A 16903-nucleotide genomic window follows, 5' to 3' on the forward strand; every position below is an offset into this window, starting at 1 on the left:
TTATTCCTCCACCACCCAGGTGTCCTTGGTGCCGCCGCCCTGGGACGAGTTGACCACCAGCGAGCCTTCGCGCAACGCCACCCGGGTCAGCCCGCCAGGCACCAGGCGAACCCGATCCGGCGCCGACAGGACGAACGGCCGCAGGTCGATATGGCGCGGCGCGACGCCGCTCTCGACGAAGGTCGGACAGGTCGACAGGGACAGCGTCGGTTGCGCGATATAGGCCTCCGGGCGAGCCTTCAGGCGCTCGCGGAACAGCTCGATTTCCTCCCGGCTGGCCGCCGGTCCGACCAGCATGCCGTAGCCGCCGGAACCCTGGGTCTCCTTCACCACCAGCTCCGGCAGGTGCGCCAGGACGTGCGCCAGTTCCTTCGGCTTGCGACATTGCCAGGTCGGCACGTTGTGCAGCAGCGGGTCTTCGCCGAGGTAGAAGCGGATCATGTCCGGCACGTAGGGGTAGATCGACTTGTCGTCGGCCACCCCGGTACCGATCGCGTTGGCCAGCACCAGGTTGCCGGCCCGGTAGGCGGCCAGCAGGCCGGGCACGCCGAGCAGCGAATCCGGGTTGAACGCCAGCGGGTCGAGGAAGGCGTCGTCGATCCTTCGGTAGATCACGTCCACCGGTTGCGGTCCGGCCGTCGTGCGCATGTAGACCCGCTCGTCGCGGACGAACAGATCGGCGCCTTCGACCAGTTCCACGCCCATCTCGCGGGCGAGGAAGGCGTGTTCGAAGTAGGCGCTGTTGAAACGTCCCGGCGTCAATACCACCACGCTCGGCGATTCGACGTCACTGGCCCGCTTTAGGGTGTCGAGCAGCAGGTCCGGGTAGTGGTCGATCGGCGCCACGCGCTGGCGGACGAACAGCTCGGGGAACAGGCGCATCATCATCTTGCGGTTTTCCAGCATGTAGGAAACACCGCTGGGCGTGCGCAGGTTGTCCTCCAGCACGTAATAGTTGCCGCTGCCGTCGCGGACCAGGTCGACCCCGGCAATGTGCGCGTAGACGTTGCCCGGCAGGTCCAGTCCCTGCATCGCCAGTTGGTACTGGTCGTTGGCCAGGACCTGCTCGGCAGGAATCACCCCGGCCTTGAGGATGCGCTGTTCGTGGTAGAGGTCGGCGAGGAACAGGTTCAGCGCCTGGACGCGCTGGATGCAGCCGGCCTCGATGTGCGCCCACTCCGCCGCGGGAATGCTGCGCGGGATGGTGTCGAAGGGGATCAGGCGCTCGGTGCCCTGCTCGTCGCCGTACAGGGTGAAGGTGATGCCGGCGCGGTGGAACAGCAGGTCGGCTTCACGCCGGCGTTGCAGCAGTTGCTCTTCAGGGGTGTCGGCCAGCCAGCGAGCGAATTCCCGATAATGCGAGCGGCATTCGCCGCCAGCATCGTGCATCTCGTCGTAAAACATGCGTGCCATGCCGGACTCCTTGTCGTCACGAACGATGGGGAACTCGCAAAGCCCGTGCCAGCGCGCGGATCACGGCTCGTCGGCGATTCGCAGGGTCGGCGCGGCGGGTTCGCCCCAGTCTGGTGCATCCTGCCCACAGGGAGAGGAAGGGCGCCCCGTTCGACGGCATGCGCGCCCCGCGGCCACGGACCGGCATCGACCTGCCGATCGCGAAGCGACCTGTGGGACCGATAAGTCTAGAACAGACCCGGAAGGGAGACGGCTTATCCCCTCCCTTCCATGCAGACAGCCGTCTCGCTCGAACGAGCGATAAAGCGGACCGGCGGTAGTGCCAGGGGGGCGCCCGCGGCCGGGAAGGTCAATCGATCAGCGACAGCCAATGACGGTAGAAACCCTCGGCCACCCGATTCAGCCCGGCAATCCTGGCAGGCAACCCGGCCAGCATGTCCTCGGCGGATTGCTGGCTGGGCTGGGAGGGATCGAGCAGGTGCGGCCAGCCGGCGATCCAGCGCCGCACCAGTTCCTCGGTCATTTCCGGATGGCCTTGCAGGCCGAGTACGTGACCACCCCAGGAAAACCCCTGGTTCTCGCACCACGGGCTGGACAGCAGGCGCTCGGCGCCCTGCGGCAGGTCGAAGGCATCGCCATGCCACTGGAAGATCGAGAAGCGCTCCGGCAGCCCGGCCAGCCATGGACTGTCGCGGCTTTCCCGCTGCATGGGCTGCCAGCCCATTTCGGTGTAGGGCTGGTGCCGCACCGTCGCGCCCAGGGCGCGGGCCAGCAACTGGCCGCCGAGGCAATGGCCGATCAGCGGGATGCGCCGCTCGATGAAGCGACGCAGCAGCGCCAGTTCGTCGCGCAACCAGGGCAGGTCGTCGTTGACGCTCATCGGCCCACCCATGATCGCCACCGCTCGCGGGCGTTCGGCGTCGAGACCGGCGAGTTCGCCGAGGTCGGCGCGGATCACGCGGAAGTCCAGGCCGCGCTCCGCCAGCACGGCACCCAGATGGCCTGGCGGACAGAACTCGGCATGGGTCAGGATCAGAATATCGCTCATGGCTTACCTCCTTCCCCAGTCTGAAGGAAAGCCTTCGAGGAAGGAAAGCCCGACGCAGGAGCCCCGGCCCGGGATCGCGGCCGGGGTCCCGCCGCCGTCACGGACGCAGCGAAGTGACCTCCTGGGTCACGCCCCACCCGTCCAGCACGCCGCCCAGCGGCACCACGACTTCCTCCAGGTCGTGTTCGAAGGCACCGATGGCGGCATGGGTGGCATACATCACCTTGCTGACCTGCAGGTTCCAGGAGCCATCGTCGCGAGCGACGACCTGGGCCCTGAGGGATTCGCCGCGAAACTGGCCCGCTGCCTGGCGAGCCTCCCGCTCACTGGGAAAGATGGCGAAGAAGTCGATGGGATGGATGCGCGCGAAGTCGAAGCCGCCTTCTTTCATGCGACGCAGGACATTCACGCTGACATCATCCGAGAAGGGCTTTTCCATGAGACGCACCTCCTGTCGAGACATTCAGAAAGTTCACCGATTCCCCATTCAGCTGAAGCCATCGTCGGCGATCATGAGAGTTTTTTGATCAAGCCAGAGGAAGATCGGACGACCATGGCTTCTTTCAGGGTAGCGTCAACCTGCCAGCGCTGCCGAGCTTTCCGCCGCCTGCCCCGGCGGGCGGCGACCGGCGGCAGACAAAGCGCTGTACAAAAGGCCCGGCCGTTGAGCAAGATTCCGCCTGCGCCGGCGACCGTTGGTCCTGCCCGATGGCATTGGCGAAAGCGACTCGTGCAATAATATCAGGTTGATATCAATCACTTCTCTCCCGCTATCCCGTTCGGACGCTTTCATGCTTATCAGCAGCTACAACCAGGTTCTTGTCGCCTTTTCCCTGATTGTGGCCATCCTGGCGTCCTACACCGCTCTCGACATGGCCGGCCGGGTGACCCTGGCGAAAGGCCGCGAGGCGCTCTCCTGGCTGATCGGCGGCGCTTTCGCCATGGGCTTCGGCATCTGGTCGATGCATTTCGTCGGCATGCTCGCCTTCAGCCTGCCGATCCCGCTCGGCTACGACCTGGGCCTGACCCTGCTGTCGCTGCTGCTGGCCGTCGGCAGTTCGGCCTTCGCCCTCTGGCTGGTGTGCCAGGCGGAACTCCCCTGGCAACGCCTGGCGCTGGGCGCCCTGCTGATGGGCAGCGGCATCGCCGCCATGCACTACACCGGGATGGCCGCCCTGCTGATGATGCCGGGGATCGTCTACGACCCGCTGTGGCTCGGCCTCTCCATCCTGATCGCGGTGATCGCCTCCGGCGCCGCGCTGTGGATCGCCTTCCGCCTGCGCCATGGCAGCCGGCGCATCGTCCTGGTCCGCGCCGGCGCCGCCCTGGTGATGGGCTGCGCCATCGTCGGCATGCACTACACCGGGATGGCCGCCGCGCAGTTCCCCCTGGGCAGCTTCTGCGGCGCCGCCGGCCGAGGCATCGACAACGGCTGGCTGGCGGTGCTGGTCATCGTGATCACCCTGGCGGTGATCGCCATCGCCCTGATCGTGTCGGTGCTGGACTCGCGCCTCGAGGCACGTACCTCGGTGCTCGCCACCTCCCTCGCACGAGCCAACCGCGAGCTGATCCAGTTGGCCCTGCACGACAACCTGACCAAGCTGCCCAACCGCATGCTCCTCGACGACCGCCTGGAGCAGGCGATCCAGCAGGCGATCCGCGACGATCGCCGGTTCGCCGTGCTGTTCATGGACCTGGACGGCTTCAAGGCGGTCAACGATGCCTACGGCCATCACCTCGGCGACCTGTTGCTGATCGAAGTCGCCGAGCGTATCCGCGCCAACGTCCGCGCCCAGGACACCATCGCCCGCCTCGGCGGCGACGAGTTCGTCCTGCTGATCGAGGCCCGCGAGCCCGCCGACGCCGCGACCCTGGCCGAGAAGCTGGTGAAGCGGATCAGCCAGCCGTACCAGATATCCCGCCACGAGGTGCGGATCTCGGCGAGCATCGGCATCGCGCTCTACCCCGGCGACGGGCAGACCCGCCACGAACTGATGATCAATGCCGACGCGGCGATGTATCACGCCAAGGACCAGGGACGGAACGGCTACTGCTTCTTCGAGAGTTCGATGAACGCCAACGCCCAGGAACAGTTGCAACTGCTCCATGACCTGCGCCAGGCCCTGGAGCGCCGGCAGTTGGTCTTGCACTACCAACCCAAGGTACTGGCGCCGAACGGACCGATGGTCGGCGTGGAAGCGCTGCTGCGCTGGGAGCATCCGCAACACGGACTGATCCCCCCCGACCAGTTCCTGCCGCTGGCGGAAAAAACCGGCCTGATCGTGCAGATCGGCGAGTGGGTGCTCGACGAAGCCTGCCGGCAGATGCGCCTCTGGCTGGACGGCGGGCATGCGGAGTGGAACATCGCGGTGAACCTTTCGGCCCTGCAGTTCGCCCATGCCGGCCTGGTCGACTCGGTGCGCAACGCACTCCTGCGCCACAGCCTGGAGCCCAGCCACCTGATCCTCGAGGTGACCGAATCGACCGCCATGCGCGATGCCGATGCCAGCCTGGTGATCCTCGAGCAGTTGTCGGCGATGGGCGTCGGCATCTCCATCGACGACTTCGGCACCGGCTACTCCAGCCTGCTCTATCTCAAGCGCCTGCCGGCGAGCGAACTGAAGATCGACCGTGGCTTCATCAACGAGCTGGCCCACGACAGCGACGACGCCGCAATCGTCTCGGCGATCGTCGCCCTCGGCCGCACGCTGAACCTGAAGATCGTCGCCGAAGGCGTGGAAACCGAGGCCCAGCAGGAGTTCCTGACCCGCCTCGGCTGCAATTCGCTGCAAGGCTTCCTGCTCGGCAGGCCGATGCCGGCCGAGCAGTTGCTCGCCAGCGTCGCCTGAGCGCCGCCAGCGGCGCGCCACGGGACCTGTCAGAAGCGGCAGATTCGCCCATCGCCGTCTCGTTGACTTCCGCCCGCGCTGCGAACACCTTATGTCGCGCCCGCCGGGCGGCATGCCGCGACATGTCACGCCGCCACGACGAGCGTCTATCCAATAACGAGAAAACATGCATGAACAGGCTGTGTGTACTGGGGCTTCTCATCGGGCTGAGCGGGAGCCCGGCACTGGCGGCTGGCCAGGGCGAATCCGGCAATCCACCGGCTACCGACAAGGAGCGTTTCATCGCCAGCCTGATGGCTCGCATGAGCAACGCGGAAAAGATCGGCCAGCTACGCCTGGTCAGCGTCGGCGCCGACCATCCCAAGGAAGCGCTGATGGCGGACATCCGCGCCGGCAAGGTCGGCGCCATCTTCAATACCGTGACCCGCCCGGACATTCGCGCCATGCAGGATCAGGTCCGCCATAGCCGCCTGAAGATCCCGCTGTTCCATGCCTACGACGTGGCCCACGGCCACCGCACCATCTTCCCCATCAGCCTCGGCCTGGCCGCCAGCTGGGACCCCGAGGTGGTCGCCCGCAGCGCGCGGATCTCCGCCCTCGAAGCCAGCGCCGACGGGCTCGACATGAGCTTCTCGCCGATGGTCGACATCACCCGCGACGCGCGCTGGGGGCGGGTCTCGGAAGGCTTCGGCGAAGACACCTACCTGACCTCGCTGCTGTCCGGCGTGATGGTCCGTGCCTACCAGGGCTCCAACCTGGCCGCCCCGGACAGCATCATGGCGGCGGTCAAGCACTTCGCCCTGTACGGCGCGGCCGAAGGCGGCCGCGACTACAACACCGTGGACATGAGCCTGCCGCGCATGTTCCAGGACTACCTGCCGCCCTACAAGGCCGCGGTGGACGCCGGCGCCGGCGCGGTGATGGTCTCGCTGAACACCATCAACGGCGTGCCCGCCACCGCCAACCGCTGGCTGCTGACCGACCTGTTGCGCCAGCAGTGGGGCTTCAAGGGGCTGACCATCAGTGACCACGGCGCGGTGAAGGAACTGATCAAGCACGGCCTCGCCGGCAACGAGCGGGACGCCACGCGCCTGGCGATCCAGGCCGGTGTCGACATGAACATGAACGACGATCTCTACTCGACCTGGCTACCGAAGCTGCTGGCGGCCGGCGAGATCGACCAGGCCGACATCGATCGCGCCTGCCGCGACGTGCTGGCGGCGAAGTACGACCTCGGCCTGTTCGCCGATCCCTACCGGCGCCTGGGCAAGCCGGACGACCCGCCGTTCGACACCAACGCCGAGAGCCGCCTGCACCGCCAGGCCGCCCGCGAGGTGGCTCGCGAAGGACTGGTCCTGCTGAAGAACCGCGACGGTCTGCTGCCGCTGAAGAAACAGGGGCGGATCGCCGTGATCGGCCCCCTGGCCAAGAGCCAGCGCGACGTCATCGGCAGTTGGTCGGCAGCCGGCGTGCCACGCCAGGCGGTAACCGTCTACCAGGGCCTGGCCAATGCCGTCGGCGAGCGTGCCACCCTGCTCTACGCCAAGGGTGCCAACGTCAGTGGCGACCAGGCGATCCTCGACTACCTGAACAGCTACAACCCGGAAGTCGAGGTCGATCCGCGCTCCGCCGAGGCGATGCTCGAGGAGGCCTTGCGCACCGCGCGCGACGCCGACCTGGTGGTCGCCGTGGTCGGCGAATCGCAGGGCATGGCCCACGAGGCCTCCAGTCGCACCGACCTGCGCATCCCGGCCAGCCAGCGGCGGCTGCTGAAGGCACTGAAGGCCACCGGCAAGCCGCTGGTGCTGGTGCTGATGAACGGCCGACCGCTGTCGCTGGGCTGGGAGCAGGAAAACGCCGATGCGATCCTGGAAACCTGGTTCAGTGGCACCGAAGGCGGCAATGCCATCGCCGACGTGCTGTTCGGCGAGCACAACCCCAGCGGCAAGCTGACCATGTCCTTCCCGCGCTCGGTGGGCCAGGTACCGGTCTACTACAACCACCTGAACACCGGCCGGCCGATGGACCACGACAACCCCGGCAAATACACCTCGCGCTATTTCGACGAAGCCAACGGCCCGCTCTACCCGTTCGGCTACGGCCTCAGCTACACCGAGTTCAGTCTCTCGCCCCTGCGCCTGTCCAGCGAACGGCTGGCCCGCGGCGCTACCCTGGAAGCGCGGGTCACGCTCAGCAACAGCGGCAAGCGCGCCGGCGCCACGGTGGTCCAGCTTTATCTGCAGGACCCGGTCGCCAGCCTCAGCCGTCCGGTGAAGGAACTGCGCGGGTTCCGCAAGGTGATGCTGGAGCCCGGCGAATCGCGGGAGATCGTCTTCCGCCTCGGCGAGGCAGACCTGAAGTTCTACGACAGCCAGCTCAGGCACACGGCCGAGCCGGGCGAGTTCAAGGTCTTCGTCGGCCTGGATTCGGCGCAAACCGAAAGCCGCAGCTTCACCCTGCTCTGAAGGCGCCGACCGCACCGCCAGCGTCGCCGCCGCGGGCGAACGGCAGCGTCTCAGCCCTCCGCCCGGAGCCAACGCCCGGGCCGGGGGCGGCGCCTGGTTCCCTCAACCGGCGTCCCCTTCCTCCTCGCCGCTCCGCGCCACGCTCTCCGTCAATGCGGCCTGCAACGCCGCCAACTGGCTGTCGAGCGAAGCGTCGATGATCCCGATCTCGGTTTCCAGGATGCAACCGCCCTGGTCCAGCCGGGCATCGCCGACCACTTCCAGGTAGCCCACCTCGGGGAAATCCTTGAGCACCCGGGCGACCTGCTCGCGCACCGCGGCCAGTTGTTCCGGCTGGACGTGCAGGATCACCTGCTTCTGGTTGCTCACCAATGCCAGTGCCTCGCGCGTGGCCGCCAGGGTCAGCTCGACAGCGTCGTAGTGGCGCAACACCTTGCGCACCGCCTGCAGCACCACCTCGCCAAGCTGGCGATCGACCTGCCGGTAGTAGCGATTGCAGCGCAGTAGCGTTTCCTGGATCAGCCCGGCCTGGCGCAGACGCGCCTCCTCCAGTCCGGCCTCCCAGCCCAGGCGCTTCTGCTCCTGGTAAACCTCGTGGGCCTCGCGCTCGATTTCGGCGGCACGCTCGCGGGCCGCTTCCACCAGGCGGTTGGCGCTGAGGTAGTCCTGGTAGTCGCGGGCGCGCAACAGGGCCTGCCCGGGGGCCAGCCGTACGCGACTGGCGTCTAGTTCAACAAATGGAAGCATTCATCGCTCGCTTGTCGGGCGACCTTCAGGCACAGGGTCCGCGCCAGGGATCGCCGTTGTTCGTCGAAGGTCCAGTCCGCCGGGGCCGGCATGGCCTCCAGGCGCAGGCGCAGGCGCCGCGAGAAACCGCAGTCGGCATCGCTACAGGCGGCCAGCCAGAAAGCCAGGCCGCAGCGCCGGAAATAGCCTTCTTCCGGGTTTTCCGGCAAGGCCCGCTGCCAGCCGGGCGGCCAGCGACCGATGAGCAGGTCGAGCTGCTCCAGGCAGAAACGCTGGCCCTGTTCGCCGATCTGCGCGCGGATGCGCCGTACCCGCGCACCGTCCAGCACCTGCCGCAAGGCCTGGCCGTGCAGCAGCGCGCCGAGCCAGCCCAGGGTCCGTTCCAGCGCCGCCTGCGGGTAAAGGGCCAGCCCGCCCAGTTGCGCGGGCATGCGGAACGCGCAGTCCAATTCCAGTTGCTCCAGCAGCCAGGCGTTGAGAACGCTCTGTCGCCGCCAGTCCGGCAGCGCCGGCAGCAACCGCAGCAATACCGCGGGCAGGTGCGACTCGTGGATGTAGCGGGCCGGGCAGAAGCGCAACTGGTAGGCCGTCAATGGCATCGCGCCGCTCAGCCCCGTTGCCGGTGCCAGAAGAACTGCGCCAGGTTGCTCGCCAGCAGCAACGCCAGCAGCAGGCCGAACAGGCCGAGCAGGCGTCCGCGCGAGTGCTCCGCCACCTGGATCGAGAAGACACTCTCGAAGCGTGGCGCCAGCGGGACCTGGCGGACCCCGGCCGACGGCACCAGCACCACGCTGATGCGGTCGTAGCTGAGTCCTTCGATGCCGTTGTTCACCAGTTGCTTGATCTGCGGCACGTAGGCATCCAGTTGCACGTCGGCGGCGTGCTTGATGAACACCGAGGCCGATGCCGGCGAGGACTTCCTGCCCAGTCCGTCGCGCTCCTCTGGCAGCACCACATGGACCCGCGCCACCAGCACGCCATCGATCTCGGAAAGGGTATGGGAAATCTCCTGGGCCTTGGCGTAGTTGAGCCGCGCGCGCTCTTCGATGGGCGAGGAAATCAGCCCGTCCTTGGGAAACACATCCTTCAGCGTGGAGAAGTTCTCCCGCGGATAGCCCTTGCGCTTGAGCACCTCCACCGCCTCGGCGATATCCGATTCCTCCACCAGCAGGCGCACGGTGCCATCCTTGTCCGCCTGCTTGTCCGCGGAAACGCCCTCCGAACGCAACAGCGCCAGCATCTCGTTACCTTCCTTCTGGCTGATCCCGGTATAGAGTTCGACCTTGCACCCGCCCAACGCCAGGACCAGCGCCAGGAGCGCCATGCGCGACAGACCTTTCACCGTTCGCCTCATTGGGTCTTCATCAGGGTTTCGACGTTCTGGCTCATGCGCCCGACGGTCTTGGCGATCAGCTCTTCCTGCATGGTGATGCGCATCAGCGACCACTGCATCTGCATCAGGCTGTTGGGATCGTCGCCGGGCGTCGACAGCTCCACCTGCAACTCCTGCTTGGCCTGGCTGAAACGCTCCCTGATCTGCCCCAGTTCGCTGAGCAGGTCGCCGCCCAGGCTGCCGGCACCGCCCATCGCCCGTTCGAACTCGGCGACGTGGGCCGCGCCGGCCGGGCCGCCGGAGAGTTCTTCGAGACTGGTGATCTGCGCCTGGGCGCCCATCCGAGAGATATCCATCATGACTCCAGGTCGAGTTTGTGGCTGTTGCGCACGAGGTTGTCGAGCATGCCGTTGAGCGGGATCAGCACCTGCAATTCGCGACGCGCCAGTTGCGCCAGGTATTCGCCGCCCGGCGCATGCTCGACTGCACCGAGCAACTGGAGGAGAAAGGTTTGCTGCTGGCGCCCCAGCGGCAGTTCCGCACGGAGCATCGCCTTCAGCTCCAGGCGGTCCGCCTCCAACCCTTGCAGCGGCTGGGCAAAGCGCTGCAGCAGGCGCTCGCTGAGAGCGCCGTTCTCCAACCCGGCCAGGCGGCGTCCGGCCGCCGGCGGCTCGCCGCCGAGGGCCTGCTCGAAAGCCAGCACCTGATCGACAGCCGGCAGGTTCGCCGCCTTTGGACTGGCCGACGGATAGACGGCGAATCCCGGCGGCGTGTCGATGCGGCTCATGTCCGCACCTGGGCGCGCATGCCGGCGGCGAAGTCGGCCAGGGCAGGATCGCTGCTGCCGCCCAGCCCGGCCAGCCTGCGGTCCAGCGCGGCGCCCAGCCCCAGGTGCCACTCGCACAAGGCGAACCAGGGCTCCAGCGCCGGCCAGGGATTGCCATGGGCGAAGGCCAGGGCTTCCTGATAGCGCCCCTGGTTGGCCAGGCTGGAAATCCGGATCAGCCGCGCCGCTTCGTCCTGTCCGAGGCGCTCCAGCCACTCGGCGATGCACAGCGCCTCTTCGTGGCAGTGCTGCCCGCTGCCGGCCAGCGCCAGTTCCGCCAATTCGCGTATCAGTGAAGTGTCCATGTTCAGATCTTCTGCAGGATGCCTTGCATCAGGTCGCGCAGCGCACGGGTCACCGTCGAGTTGATGTTGTAGATGACCGACCACTTGTTGATCTTGTGTTGCAGCTCGGCCAGCAGCGCCGGGTTGTCGGCATTGTCGGTCCCCTGCAAGGCCTTGATCGCGTCGTTGACGTCCTTGTTCGCTGCGTTGGCCTGCTCCTTCAGGGCATTGGCCACGGTATCGAGGGTATTCCCCGGGTTGGGGTTGAATATCTGCGCCATGCTTAGTCCTCTGTGAGCTGCGAAAGAATGCCGAGACCGCCTTCGAGGGCCCGGGCCTGCTGTTGCAGGAACTGGAAACGCTCCGGGCCGGCGCCTCTGGCCAGTTCCCGGCGACACTCCGCCAGCGCCGCCTGCAGACGCTGCCGGAGCGCTGCGGCATGCGTGCCGTCAGCGACCGACAGTCGCGTTTCCAAGGCTGTCATCATGGAGCACCTCCCCTTTGAGATTGATGATGAAAGGCTGCTTGCCGCGGGCCACCAGGATCGACTCCGGCTCGATGGCGAGGATTCGCACACCGCGGGATGTCGAGGCGCCCACCGGGTATTTCTGGCCGTCGCCGAGCACTACATAGGGCACCCGCCCCAGCGACACCGAGCGAATCGTGAACTCCAGTTCGTCGCCGCTGGCGCGCTTGCCGCGACTGAGCAGCTCCAGGCTCGGGCGGTTGCCGAATTCCTGCTGGAACTCGCGCTGCAGGCGGTAGAAGGCGCTGAGCTGGACCTCGTCGAGCGTGCCGCTCAACTCGATGCGTTCGCCGCGCTCGCGGAAACTCAGTTGCCGGTCGAGGCCGGCGTCCGCCAGCAGGCGCTCGAGGCGGCGCAGGTGCGAGCCGGCCACCCGGACCTGGTTTTCCACCCCGAGCAGGCCCGGCACCTCGGACTCCAGCAATGCGTCGATCCGCGCCCAGCGTTCGTCCTGTTCCGCCAGTTCGCCGTTGAGCCGGACCCAGCCAGGCTTGTCCGCGTTGCTGCTGAGGATCTGCCGATAGCCGAATTTCTGCAGGATGAAATCCACGCCCTGGCGAATGTCTTCCATGCTCCGTGCTTCCAGTCGGTAGTCCACGCCGCTGCCATCGAGGTAGCGCTGTAGCGCCAGGCGCCGGGCGTTGTCCTCCAGGTAGCCGCCGAGCAGGAGACTGTCGCCCTGGCGCTGCACATCCACCTCGCTCATGCCCTGCTCGCGCAGGTAGGCGCGCACCTTCGCCAGGGGCTCCTCGCCGGCCATGCCGTGCTGGCGGGCCGACCAGGGTTCGACGAGCATGCCCAGCAGACACAGCGCCAGCGCCAGGCTGACGCCGAGCAGCCAGGCCCCGCCGGCACGGGCGGACGACTTGCGGCGCACTGGCGCGGTCTGCACCTCGGCTTCGGGGAAACGCTCGGGAAAACTCCGCTGCGGGTCGCAGAATGCCCAGCGCAGCGGGCCGCAGGTCTGCCCGGCAAGCGCCTGCAGGATCGCTCCGGCGACTTGCGCCTGGCCGTCCTGGCGAGGCTCGCAGCCCTCCGCCCACTCCAGCAGGCGCACGCCCTGGGCATCGACCTCGAGCACCAGGTGGACTGCCGCGATGCCCTCGTCGAGCAACACCAGGTCGGCCTGCAACGGATCGCTGCCAAGCGCCACCCGGCCCTCTCCGAGCGAGACTTCGGCGCCCTGGTTCAGCCCGCTGTAGAAGCGGATCTTCCAGGCCATGCTAATTCCCGCGCTCCGCGCCGACGCACCAGGCGCCGTCCTTGGGACAGGCGCCGTCGGTCACCCGCCAGCCCTCCTGCGCACCCATCCGGCAGGGCGTGAGGAACGAACCCTGGCCGGCCTGGCGCAAGCGCTCCTGTTCGGCCCTGGCCGGCGCCAGCGCCTGGCAGCGGGCGCTACCGAGCAGCTTGCGCAACGACAGGCTCTGGTTCGACAACTCGTCGATTTCAAGCAGGCCGCCGCGCAGGTCGCGACGGTTGTTCAGCGCCAGGTAATGGCCGACGCCATCGTCGATCAGCCGCGGCTCGATGAGGAACAGCCGCACCGAGCGGCGCACGGTGTCCGCGGTAGTGCGGAACAGCGCGCCGAGATAGGGAATGTCGCCGAGCCAGGGTACCTTGCGCTGGCTCTGGCTCAGTTCGTCGCGGTAGATGCCGCCGATCAGCAGGCTCTGGCCATGGCCCACGCGGGCGATGGTATCGATCACCGTGCGGTTGATCGTGGGGATCTTGTCCAGGCCGGCGCTATTGGGTTTCTGGCTGCCGTCCTCGATGTGCAGGCTGAGGCTGATCTCCGGCGTATCGCCGAGAGTCACCACTCGCGGCGTCATTTTCAGCATGGTGCCGTAGGTGATCGCCTTCAGCTCGGCCACCCGCTCGCCCGTGACCCGCACATAGTAGGTTTCGCTCTGGTCGAGCACCGCCTGGGTATTCTCCTGGGTCAGCAGGGTCGGCCGGGATCCGATCTGCGCCTGTCCCTGGCTCTGCAACAGGGTGACCTTGGCCAGCAGGAAATCCAGCCCGCGACTGTCCACCAGGCTGCCGACCGCCCCGTTACCGGCGCCGCCGCCCTCCTCGCTATCCTGGCCGGTGGTGCGGATCTGGATCGACTTGTTGTTGCCCAGGCGAATCCCGGCGCTCCAGTCGACGCCCAGCTGGGCGAGGTTCTCGGCATTGATGTCGATGATCGACAAGCCGACCTCGATCCGCGCCGAGGGCCGGTCGAGGGCTTCGATCAGGCGGCGATACATGGGCAACCGGTCCTTGTGGTCGCGCACCACCACCGCGTTCAGCGACGGTTCCGCCTGGACCACCGCATGGCTCGATTGCGGTCCCGGGCGCAGCTTGCCCGGCTCGTCGCCCACCGCAACCACGTTGGCATCGCTGAGCACCCGCGAGAGGATGCTGGCGATGCCCGGCGCCTCGATCTCGTCGTCGCGGTACTCGATCTTGCGGTCCTCGGCGACCGCATAGCGCAGCGGGAAGATCTCCACGCTGAGGTCGCCGGTCTTTTCGCTGCGCAGGGTGTATTGCTGCTCCAGCACCTGGGCGGTCTGCTCGACCAGTTCGAGATAGCGCCCCGGACCGGACACGTGCACCAGCCGCCCGGAAGGGTCGGCACGCCAGCCGAAGCGCGCCTCCCAGATACCGGCGGCGGTCAGCGCGCGCTTCAGCTCGGCCTCGCCGACCTGCTCCAGCCTCACCAGCCGCGATTGCATCTCGGTGGTCTTGAATACGTACAGCACGGTGCCGTCGTAGTACCAGCCGAGGTTGTAGAGGGAGGCCATCAACTGCAGGAAGGCCTGCGGGCTTTCCAGGTCGAAGCGACCGCTGACCTGGTCGTTGACCTTGTCGCTGACGATCACCGAGGCATCGTAGTTGGCGCCGAAGTTGGCCAGCACGTCGCGCAGGCTTTCGCCCTGCGCCACATAGTCGTAAGGCAGGCTGGGCCAGTCCAGCGGCTGCGCGCGCAAGACCGCGCCAGGCAGCAGCGCCAGCAGTCCGCCGATCAGCAGGCGGCGCATCAGGGACGCCACACCGGAGCCTGCGGCGGCAACCCGCGGGGCAGCGGTTCCAGCTCCGGCGCCAGCGCCTCGAGCAGCCCCACCTGGGCGGCCAGGGCCCGTTCGAGTCGCTCGGGATCGAGGCCGTCGAGGCCCAGCCGCGCCTGCAACAGCAGGCGCCCGTCCGCGTCCAGGACAATGGCCTGGGGATAGCGCCGGCTCCAACTGGCGACCCGCGACAACAGCGCCCGCAGCAACCCCAGCTGGTCGCGCTGCGGGTCCAGGGGGGCGTGCTCCAGCGGGCTTTCCAGCAGCAGGTCGTCGCCCTGGCGCAGCAACAGGACGCTCTGTCCGTCGATGCGCAGGTGGTACGAACCCGTCCGATCGGCAACAAAGGGCCCTTGGCCCAGGCGAGTGGCCAATCCGCTCAACAGATGATCCATGATTCCTCGGTAGGGCCGGCTTTCGCCGGCCGCTCAGCTCTGCCAGTAGAAGTGATCCTGTGCCTGGCACAGGTTGCGTTCGTGCAGCCAGGCCTGGACGGCGTCCGCCGCGCCGACGTCGTCGTCCAGCCGGCAGAGAGGTTGCCAGAGGCATTCGAGGACCTCGGGGATCGGCTCGAAGCCGGCCAGCCCGCCGCTGGCGAGCAGCGTCGCCATGCCCCGCTGCCAGTTCGGCCAGGCGCTCTTCGCCAGTGCCGAAGCCGTCTCCAGCTTGCCGGCCAGTTCGGCCACCTGTTCCTGGGTGCGCGCCTGGCACTTGGCGACCCTGGCCAGTTCCTCGCGGGCCTGCTCCGGCTCCAGCTCGGCCACGCGGGACCAGAATTCGGACTTGACTCGCAGTTGCCGGGACTGGGTCTCCAGCTCCACCAGCGACAGGCGCCAGCCGGGGATCGCCTGGTCGAGCAGGCTTTCCCACCAGCCATAGACCGGCAGCAGGACCCAGTCGATCATCGACTGCGGCACGGCGAGGTTGACCCGGTCGCCCAGTTCGGCGCACCAGCCGTCGTCGTCCTGCGCCGCGCAGAGGAGAATCTGCCGCACCTCTTCGCGCCCCAGCGCCAGGCCGCGCGCCAGGCGCTGCTGCAACCACTCGCAGCGGAACAGTTGCTCCAGCCGCAGGCGCGGCAGCATCCGCTGCAGCAACGCCAGTTGCCGCGCACTGATGATTCCGGACTCACGATACAAACTGCTCGATGCGTAACCCGGCACCCGACCCCGCGAGCGGGCGTCCGAGCCCACCACGGATACCCGCCTGCCAGCGAACACCGCTTCTCGGGAGTACTGCTTATCGTCTTCCTGCTCCATTCTCTGCCTTGGCTTCCTCACTACATTGCGCGCTCGTCAGAGCCTGCAATTTGGGCCGATTCTACTCATGCAGCCGCTACCGGGCTTTCAAAAAACGTCAGTTATTTTTAGCCCGGCATTCGTCCTTCCCCTGCCGCGAGCGGCTCGGTGTGCAGCCGAAACGGCGGCGATAGCTCTGGGTGAAATAGGACTGACTGGAAAAGCCCGCCTCCATGGCGATGTCGACGATGCTCATGTCGCTGTTGAGCAGCAACTGATGGGCATAGAGGATTCTCCGCTCGCTGATCCAGGCGCGCGGCGAAACCCCATAGACACTGCCGAACAGCTCCTTGAAGGTGGTCAGCCCCATGCCGAACTCGCGGGAGAAGTCGGACAGCTTCCACTCGTTGAGGTAGTGCTTCTCCATGAATAGCTGCAGACGCTCGACATGCCGGTTGCTCAGTTGCCGCAGGACCGACATCAGCAGCGGCCCCTGCGGACTGAACGCGAAGAGCATCAGCAACTCCTCGATCTTCAGGCAGGCGAGCATCGGCGGATGCTCATGCACAAGCAATTCCTTCAACCCCTTGACGCAACCGGCCAGCAGAGGCGTGGCAGCGAACGCGATGATGCCCGGCACGGGCTCGTCGCAACGCTCGACTTCACTCAACAGCGCGCCGAAGCGCTGGACGAAGCCTTGTAGAAACTGGGCAGATAATGGAATCCAGAGTATTCGGCTGTCCTTTCCCTTGGTACTTACGACATAGCTTCCGCGGCGGACGAAAAGCAACTCGCCAGGCGCCAGGCAAAAAGTGGAATCGATGTCCTGGACGGTCAGTTCGCCCTCGAGCAGAACATATACGCCCTCTTCCTTGTTTACCCTGTATTCGAAAGTTGGAATGTTCCAATGACAAGACGTTATCTGCTTTCGGCCAAGAGATTTGGCTCCTTGCATATTATAAGAACCCCAACACTTCCCGTCGTACCTTGAATGCCCCGCCGAGCGGAGAGGCATGAATACGCTCCGTTTTATTGATTTTCAAAGCCATGAGCACGGAGTCGATTTTATAATAATCAGGATTATCCGACGTGCGCTGATTCGCAGAGCGAGTCGGCTTCCG

The 16903-nt window shown here is 66.7% G+C and carries 18 protein-coding genes; 2 read left to right on the forward strand and 16 right to left on the reverse strand.

Annotated features, from left to right (window positions below; translation table 11 throughout):
- From ACI766_RS17115 to ACI766_RS17125, 3 genes are all read right to left on the reverse strand, one after another.
- The gene (locus tag ACI766_RS17115; protein ID WP_003087741.1) at window positions 1–1413 is read right to left on the reverse strand and encodes a circularly permuted type 2 ATP-grasp protein; all 1413 of its coding nucleotides are present in this window, start codon (window positions 1411–1413) and stop codon (window positions 1–3) included.
- A gap of 349 nt (window positions 1414–1762) precedes the next feature.
- Window positions 1763–2461, reverse strand: a complete 699-nt coding sequence (locus ACI766_RS17120) for a GMP synthase (RefSeq protein WP_003117716.1) — start codon at window positions 2459–2461, stop codon at window positions 1763–1765.
- A 97-nt stretch (window positions 2462–2558) separates the two neighbouring features.
- Window positions 2559–2900 carry a ribonuclease E inhibitor RraB gene (locus ACI766_RS17125; RefSeq protein WP_003087738.1) on the reverse strand — a complete coding sequence of 114 codons (342 nt, stop codon included), beginning with the start codon at window positions 2898–2900 and terminating at the stop codon, window positions 2559–2561.
- Between the two features lie 352 nt (window positions 2901–3252).
- On the opposite strand from ACI766_RS17125, the gene ACI766_RS17130 reads away from it, so the two are divergent.
- Both ACI766_RS17130 and bglX read left to right on the forward strand, forming a co-directional pair.
- The gene (locus tag ACI766_RS17130) at window positions 3253–5310 is read left to right on the forward strand and encodes a putative bifunctional diguanylate cyclase/phosphodiesterase (protein WP_003087737.1); all 2058 of its coding nucleotides are present in this window, start codon (window positions 3253–3255) and stop codon (window positions 5308–5310) included.
- Between the two features lie 170 nt (window positions 5311–5480).
- Entirely contained in the window at window positions 5481–7775 is a 2295-nt protein-coding gene (gene bglX, locus ACI766_RS17135) for a beta-glucosidase BglX (RefSeq protein ID WP_003113557.1), read from the forward strand.
- A gap of 102 nt (window positions 7776–7877) precedes the next feature.
- Here bglX and pscL read toward each other — a convergent pair whose 3' ends face one another.
- The 13 genes from pscL to exsA all read right to left on the reverse strand — a co-directional run bounded on the left by pscL (window position 7878) and on the right by exsA (window position 16737).
- The gene (gene pscL, locus ACI766_RS17140; RefSeq protein ID WP_003120328.1) at window positions 7878–8522 is read right to left on the reverse strand and encodes a SctL family type III secretion system stator protein PscL; all 645 of its coding nucleotides are present in this window, start codon (window positions 8520–8522) and stop codon (window positions 7878–7880) included.
- On the reverse strand, window positions 8501–9121 hold the full coding sequence (gene pscK, locus ACI766_RS17145) for a SctK family type III secretion system sorting platform protein PscK (protein ID WP_003100720.1): 621 nt from the start codon (window positions 9119–9121) through the stop codon (window positions 8501–8503). The genes pscL and pscK overlap by 22 nt, the downstream gene beginning before the upstream one ends.
- Window positions 9122–9129: 8 nt before the next feature.
- Window positions 9130–9876 carry a SctJ family type III secretion inner membrane ring lipoprotein Psc gene (gene pscJ / locus ACI766_RS17150; protein ID WP_003120329.1) on the reverse strand — a complete coding sequence of 249 codons (747 nt, stop codon included), beginning with the start codon at window positions 9874–9876 and terminating at the stop codon, window positions 9130–9132.
- On the reverse strand, window positions 9873–10211 hold the full coding sequence (pscI, locus tag ACI766_RS17155; RefSeq protein ID WP_003120330.1) for a SctI family type III secretion system inner rod subunit PscI: 339 nt from the start codon (window positions 10209–10211) through the stop codon (window positions 9873–9875). The genes pscJ and pscI overlap by 4 nt, the downstream gene beginning before the upstream one ends.
- Window positions 10211–10642, reverse strand: coding sequence for a YopR family T3SS polymerization control protein PscH (gene pscH, locus ACI766_RS17160; protein WP_003122856.1), 432 nt, complete (start codon window positions 10640–10642; stop codon window positions 10211–10213). The genes pscI and pscH overlap by 1 nt, the downstream gene beginning before the upstream one ends.
- Window positions 10639–10986, reverse strand: a complete 348-nt coding sequence (pscG, locus tag ACI766_RS17165; RefSeq protein ID WP_003100735.1) for a YscG family type III secretion system chaperone PscG — start codon at window positions 10984–10986, stop codon at window positions 10639–10641. The genes pscH and pscG overlap by 4 nt, the downstream gene beginning before the upstream one ends.
- Window positions 10987–10988: 2 nt before the next feature.
- Window positions 10989–11246: a type III secretion system needle filament protein PscF gene (pscF, locus tag ACI766_RS17170; protein WP_003087729.1), complete on the reverse strand. Its 258-nt coding sequence runs from the start codon at window positions 11244–11246 to the stop codon at window positions 10989–10991.
- Window positions 11247–11248: 2 nt separating this feature from the next.
- A complete protein-coding gene (gene pscE, locus ACI766_RS17175) occupies window positions 11249–11452 on the reverse strand; it encodes a YscE family type III secretion system co-chaperone PscE (protein ID WP_003100751.1) in 204 nt (67 codons plus the stop codon).
- Window positions 11415–12713 carry a SctD family type III secretion system inner membrane ring subunit PscD gene (gene pscD, locus ACI766_RS17180; RefSeq protein WP_023086380.1) on the reverse strand — a complete coding sequence of 433 codons (1299 nt, stop codon included), beginning with the start codon at window positions 12711–12713 and terminating at the stop codon, window positions 11415–11417. Before pscD ends, pscE begins: the two co-directional genes overlap by 38 nt.
- Before the next feature lies 1 nt (window position 12714).
- A complete protein-coding gene (gene pscC, locus ACI766_RS17185) occupies window positions 12715–14517 on the reverse strand; it encodes a SctC family type III secretion system outer membrane ring subunit PscC (RefSeq protein ID WP_003100753.1) in 1803 nt (600 codons plus the stop codon).
- Complete coding sequence (pscB, locus tag ACI766_RS17190) at window positions 14517–14939, reverse strand: YscB family type III secretion system chaperone PscB (protein ID WP_003100754.1); 423 nt, start codon at window positions 14937–14939, stop codon at window positions 14517–14519. Before pscB ends, pscC begins: the two co-directional genes overlap by 1 nt.
- A gap of 33 nt (window positions 14940–14972) precedes the next feature.
- Complete coding sequence (gene exsD / locus ACI766_RS17195; RefSeq protein ID WP_003124833.1) at window positions 14973–15803, reverse strand: T3SS regulon anti-activator ExsD; 831 nt, start codon at window positions 15801–15803, stop codon at window positions 14973–14975.
- A 97-nt stretch (window positions 15804–15900) separates the two neighbouring features.
- On the reverse strand, window positions 15901–16737 hold the full coding sequence (gene exsA / locus ACI766_RS17200) for a T3SS regulon transcriptional activator ExsA (RefSeq protein WP_003120334.1): 837 nt from the start codon (window positions 16735–16737) through the stop codon (window positions 15901–15903).
- Between the last annotated feature and the right edge of the window lie 166 nt (window positions 16738–16903).

The sequence above is a fragment of the Pseudomonas sp. DL genome, assembly GCF_047199225.1.
GTDB lineage: Bacteria > Pseudomonadota > Gammaproteobacteria > Pseudomonadales > Pseudomonadaceae > Pseudomonas > Pseudomonas aeruginosa.

Coding starts and splice junctions, on each gene's coding strand:
- ACI766_RS17120 (WP_003117716.1), bottom strand. CDS start 2,461: ATGAGCGATATTCTGATCCTGACCCATGCCGAGTTCTGTCCGCCAGGC.
- pscI (WP_003120330.1), bottom strand. CDS start 10,211: ATGGATATCTCTCGGATGGGCGCCCAGGCGCAGATCACCAGTCTCGAA.
- pscJ (WP_003120329.1), bottom strand. CDS start 9,876: ATGAGGCGAACGGTGAAAGGTCTGTCGCGCATGGCGCTCCTGGCGCTG.
- pscF (WP_003087729.1), bottom strand. CDS start 11,246: ATGGCGCAGATATTCAACCCCAACCCGGGGAATACCCTCGATACCGTG.
- ACI766_RS17115 (WP_003087741.1), bottom strand. CDS start 1,413: ATGGCACGCATGTTTTACGACGAGATGCACGATGCTGGCGGCGAATGC.
- exsA (WP_003120334.1), bottom strand. CDS start 16,737: ATGCAAGGAGCCAAATCTCTTGGCCGAAAGCAGATAACGTCTTGTCAT.
- ACI766_RS17125 (WP_003087738.1), bottom strand. CDS start 2,900: ATGGAAAAGCCCTTCTCGGATGATGTCAGCGTGAATGTCCTGCGTCGC.
- pscC (WP_003100753.1), bottom strand. CDS start 14,517: ATGCGCCGCCTGCTGATCGGCGGACTGCTGGCGCTGCTGCCTGGCGCG.
- pscL (WP_003120328.1), bottom strand. CDS start 8,522: ATGCTTCCATTTGTTGAACTAGACGCCAGTCGCGTACGGCTGGCCCCC.
- exsD (WP_003124833.1), bottom strand. CDS start 15,803: ATGGAGCAGGAAGACGATAAGCAGTACTCCCGAGAAGCGGTGTTCGCT.
- pscG (WP_003100735.1), bottom strand. CDS start 10,986: ATGGACACTTCACTGATACGCGAATTGGCGGAACTGGCGCTGGCCGGC.
- pscK (WP_003100720.1), bottom strand. CDS start 9,121: ATGCCATTGACGGCCTACCAGTTGCGCTTCTGCCCGGCCCGCTACATC.
- bglX (WP_003113557.1), top strand. CDS start 5,481: ATGAACAGGCTGTGTGTACTGGGGCTTCTCATCGGGCTGAGCGGGAGC.
- pscB (WP_003100754.1), bottom strand. CDS start 14,939: ATGGATCATCTGTTGAGCGGATTGGCCACTCGCCTGGGCCAAGGGCCC.
- ACI766_RS17130 (WP_003087737.1), top strand. CDS start 3,253: ATGCTTATCAGCAGCTACAACCAGGTTCTTGTCGCCTTTTCCCTGATT.
- pscD (WP_023086380.1), bottom strand. CDS start 12,713: ATGGCCTGGAAGATCCGCTTCTACAGCGGGCTGAACCAGGGCGCCGAA.
- pscE (WP_003100751.1), bottom strand. CDS start 11,452: ATGATGACAGCCTTGGAAACGCGACTGTCGGTCGCTGACGGCACGCAT.
- pscH (WP_003122856.1), bottom strand. CDS start 10,642: ATGAGCCGCATCGACACGCCGCCGGGATTCGCCGTCTATCCGTCGGCC.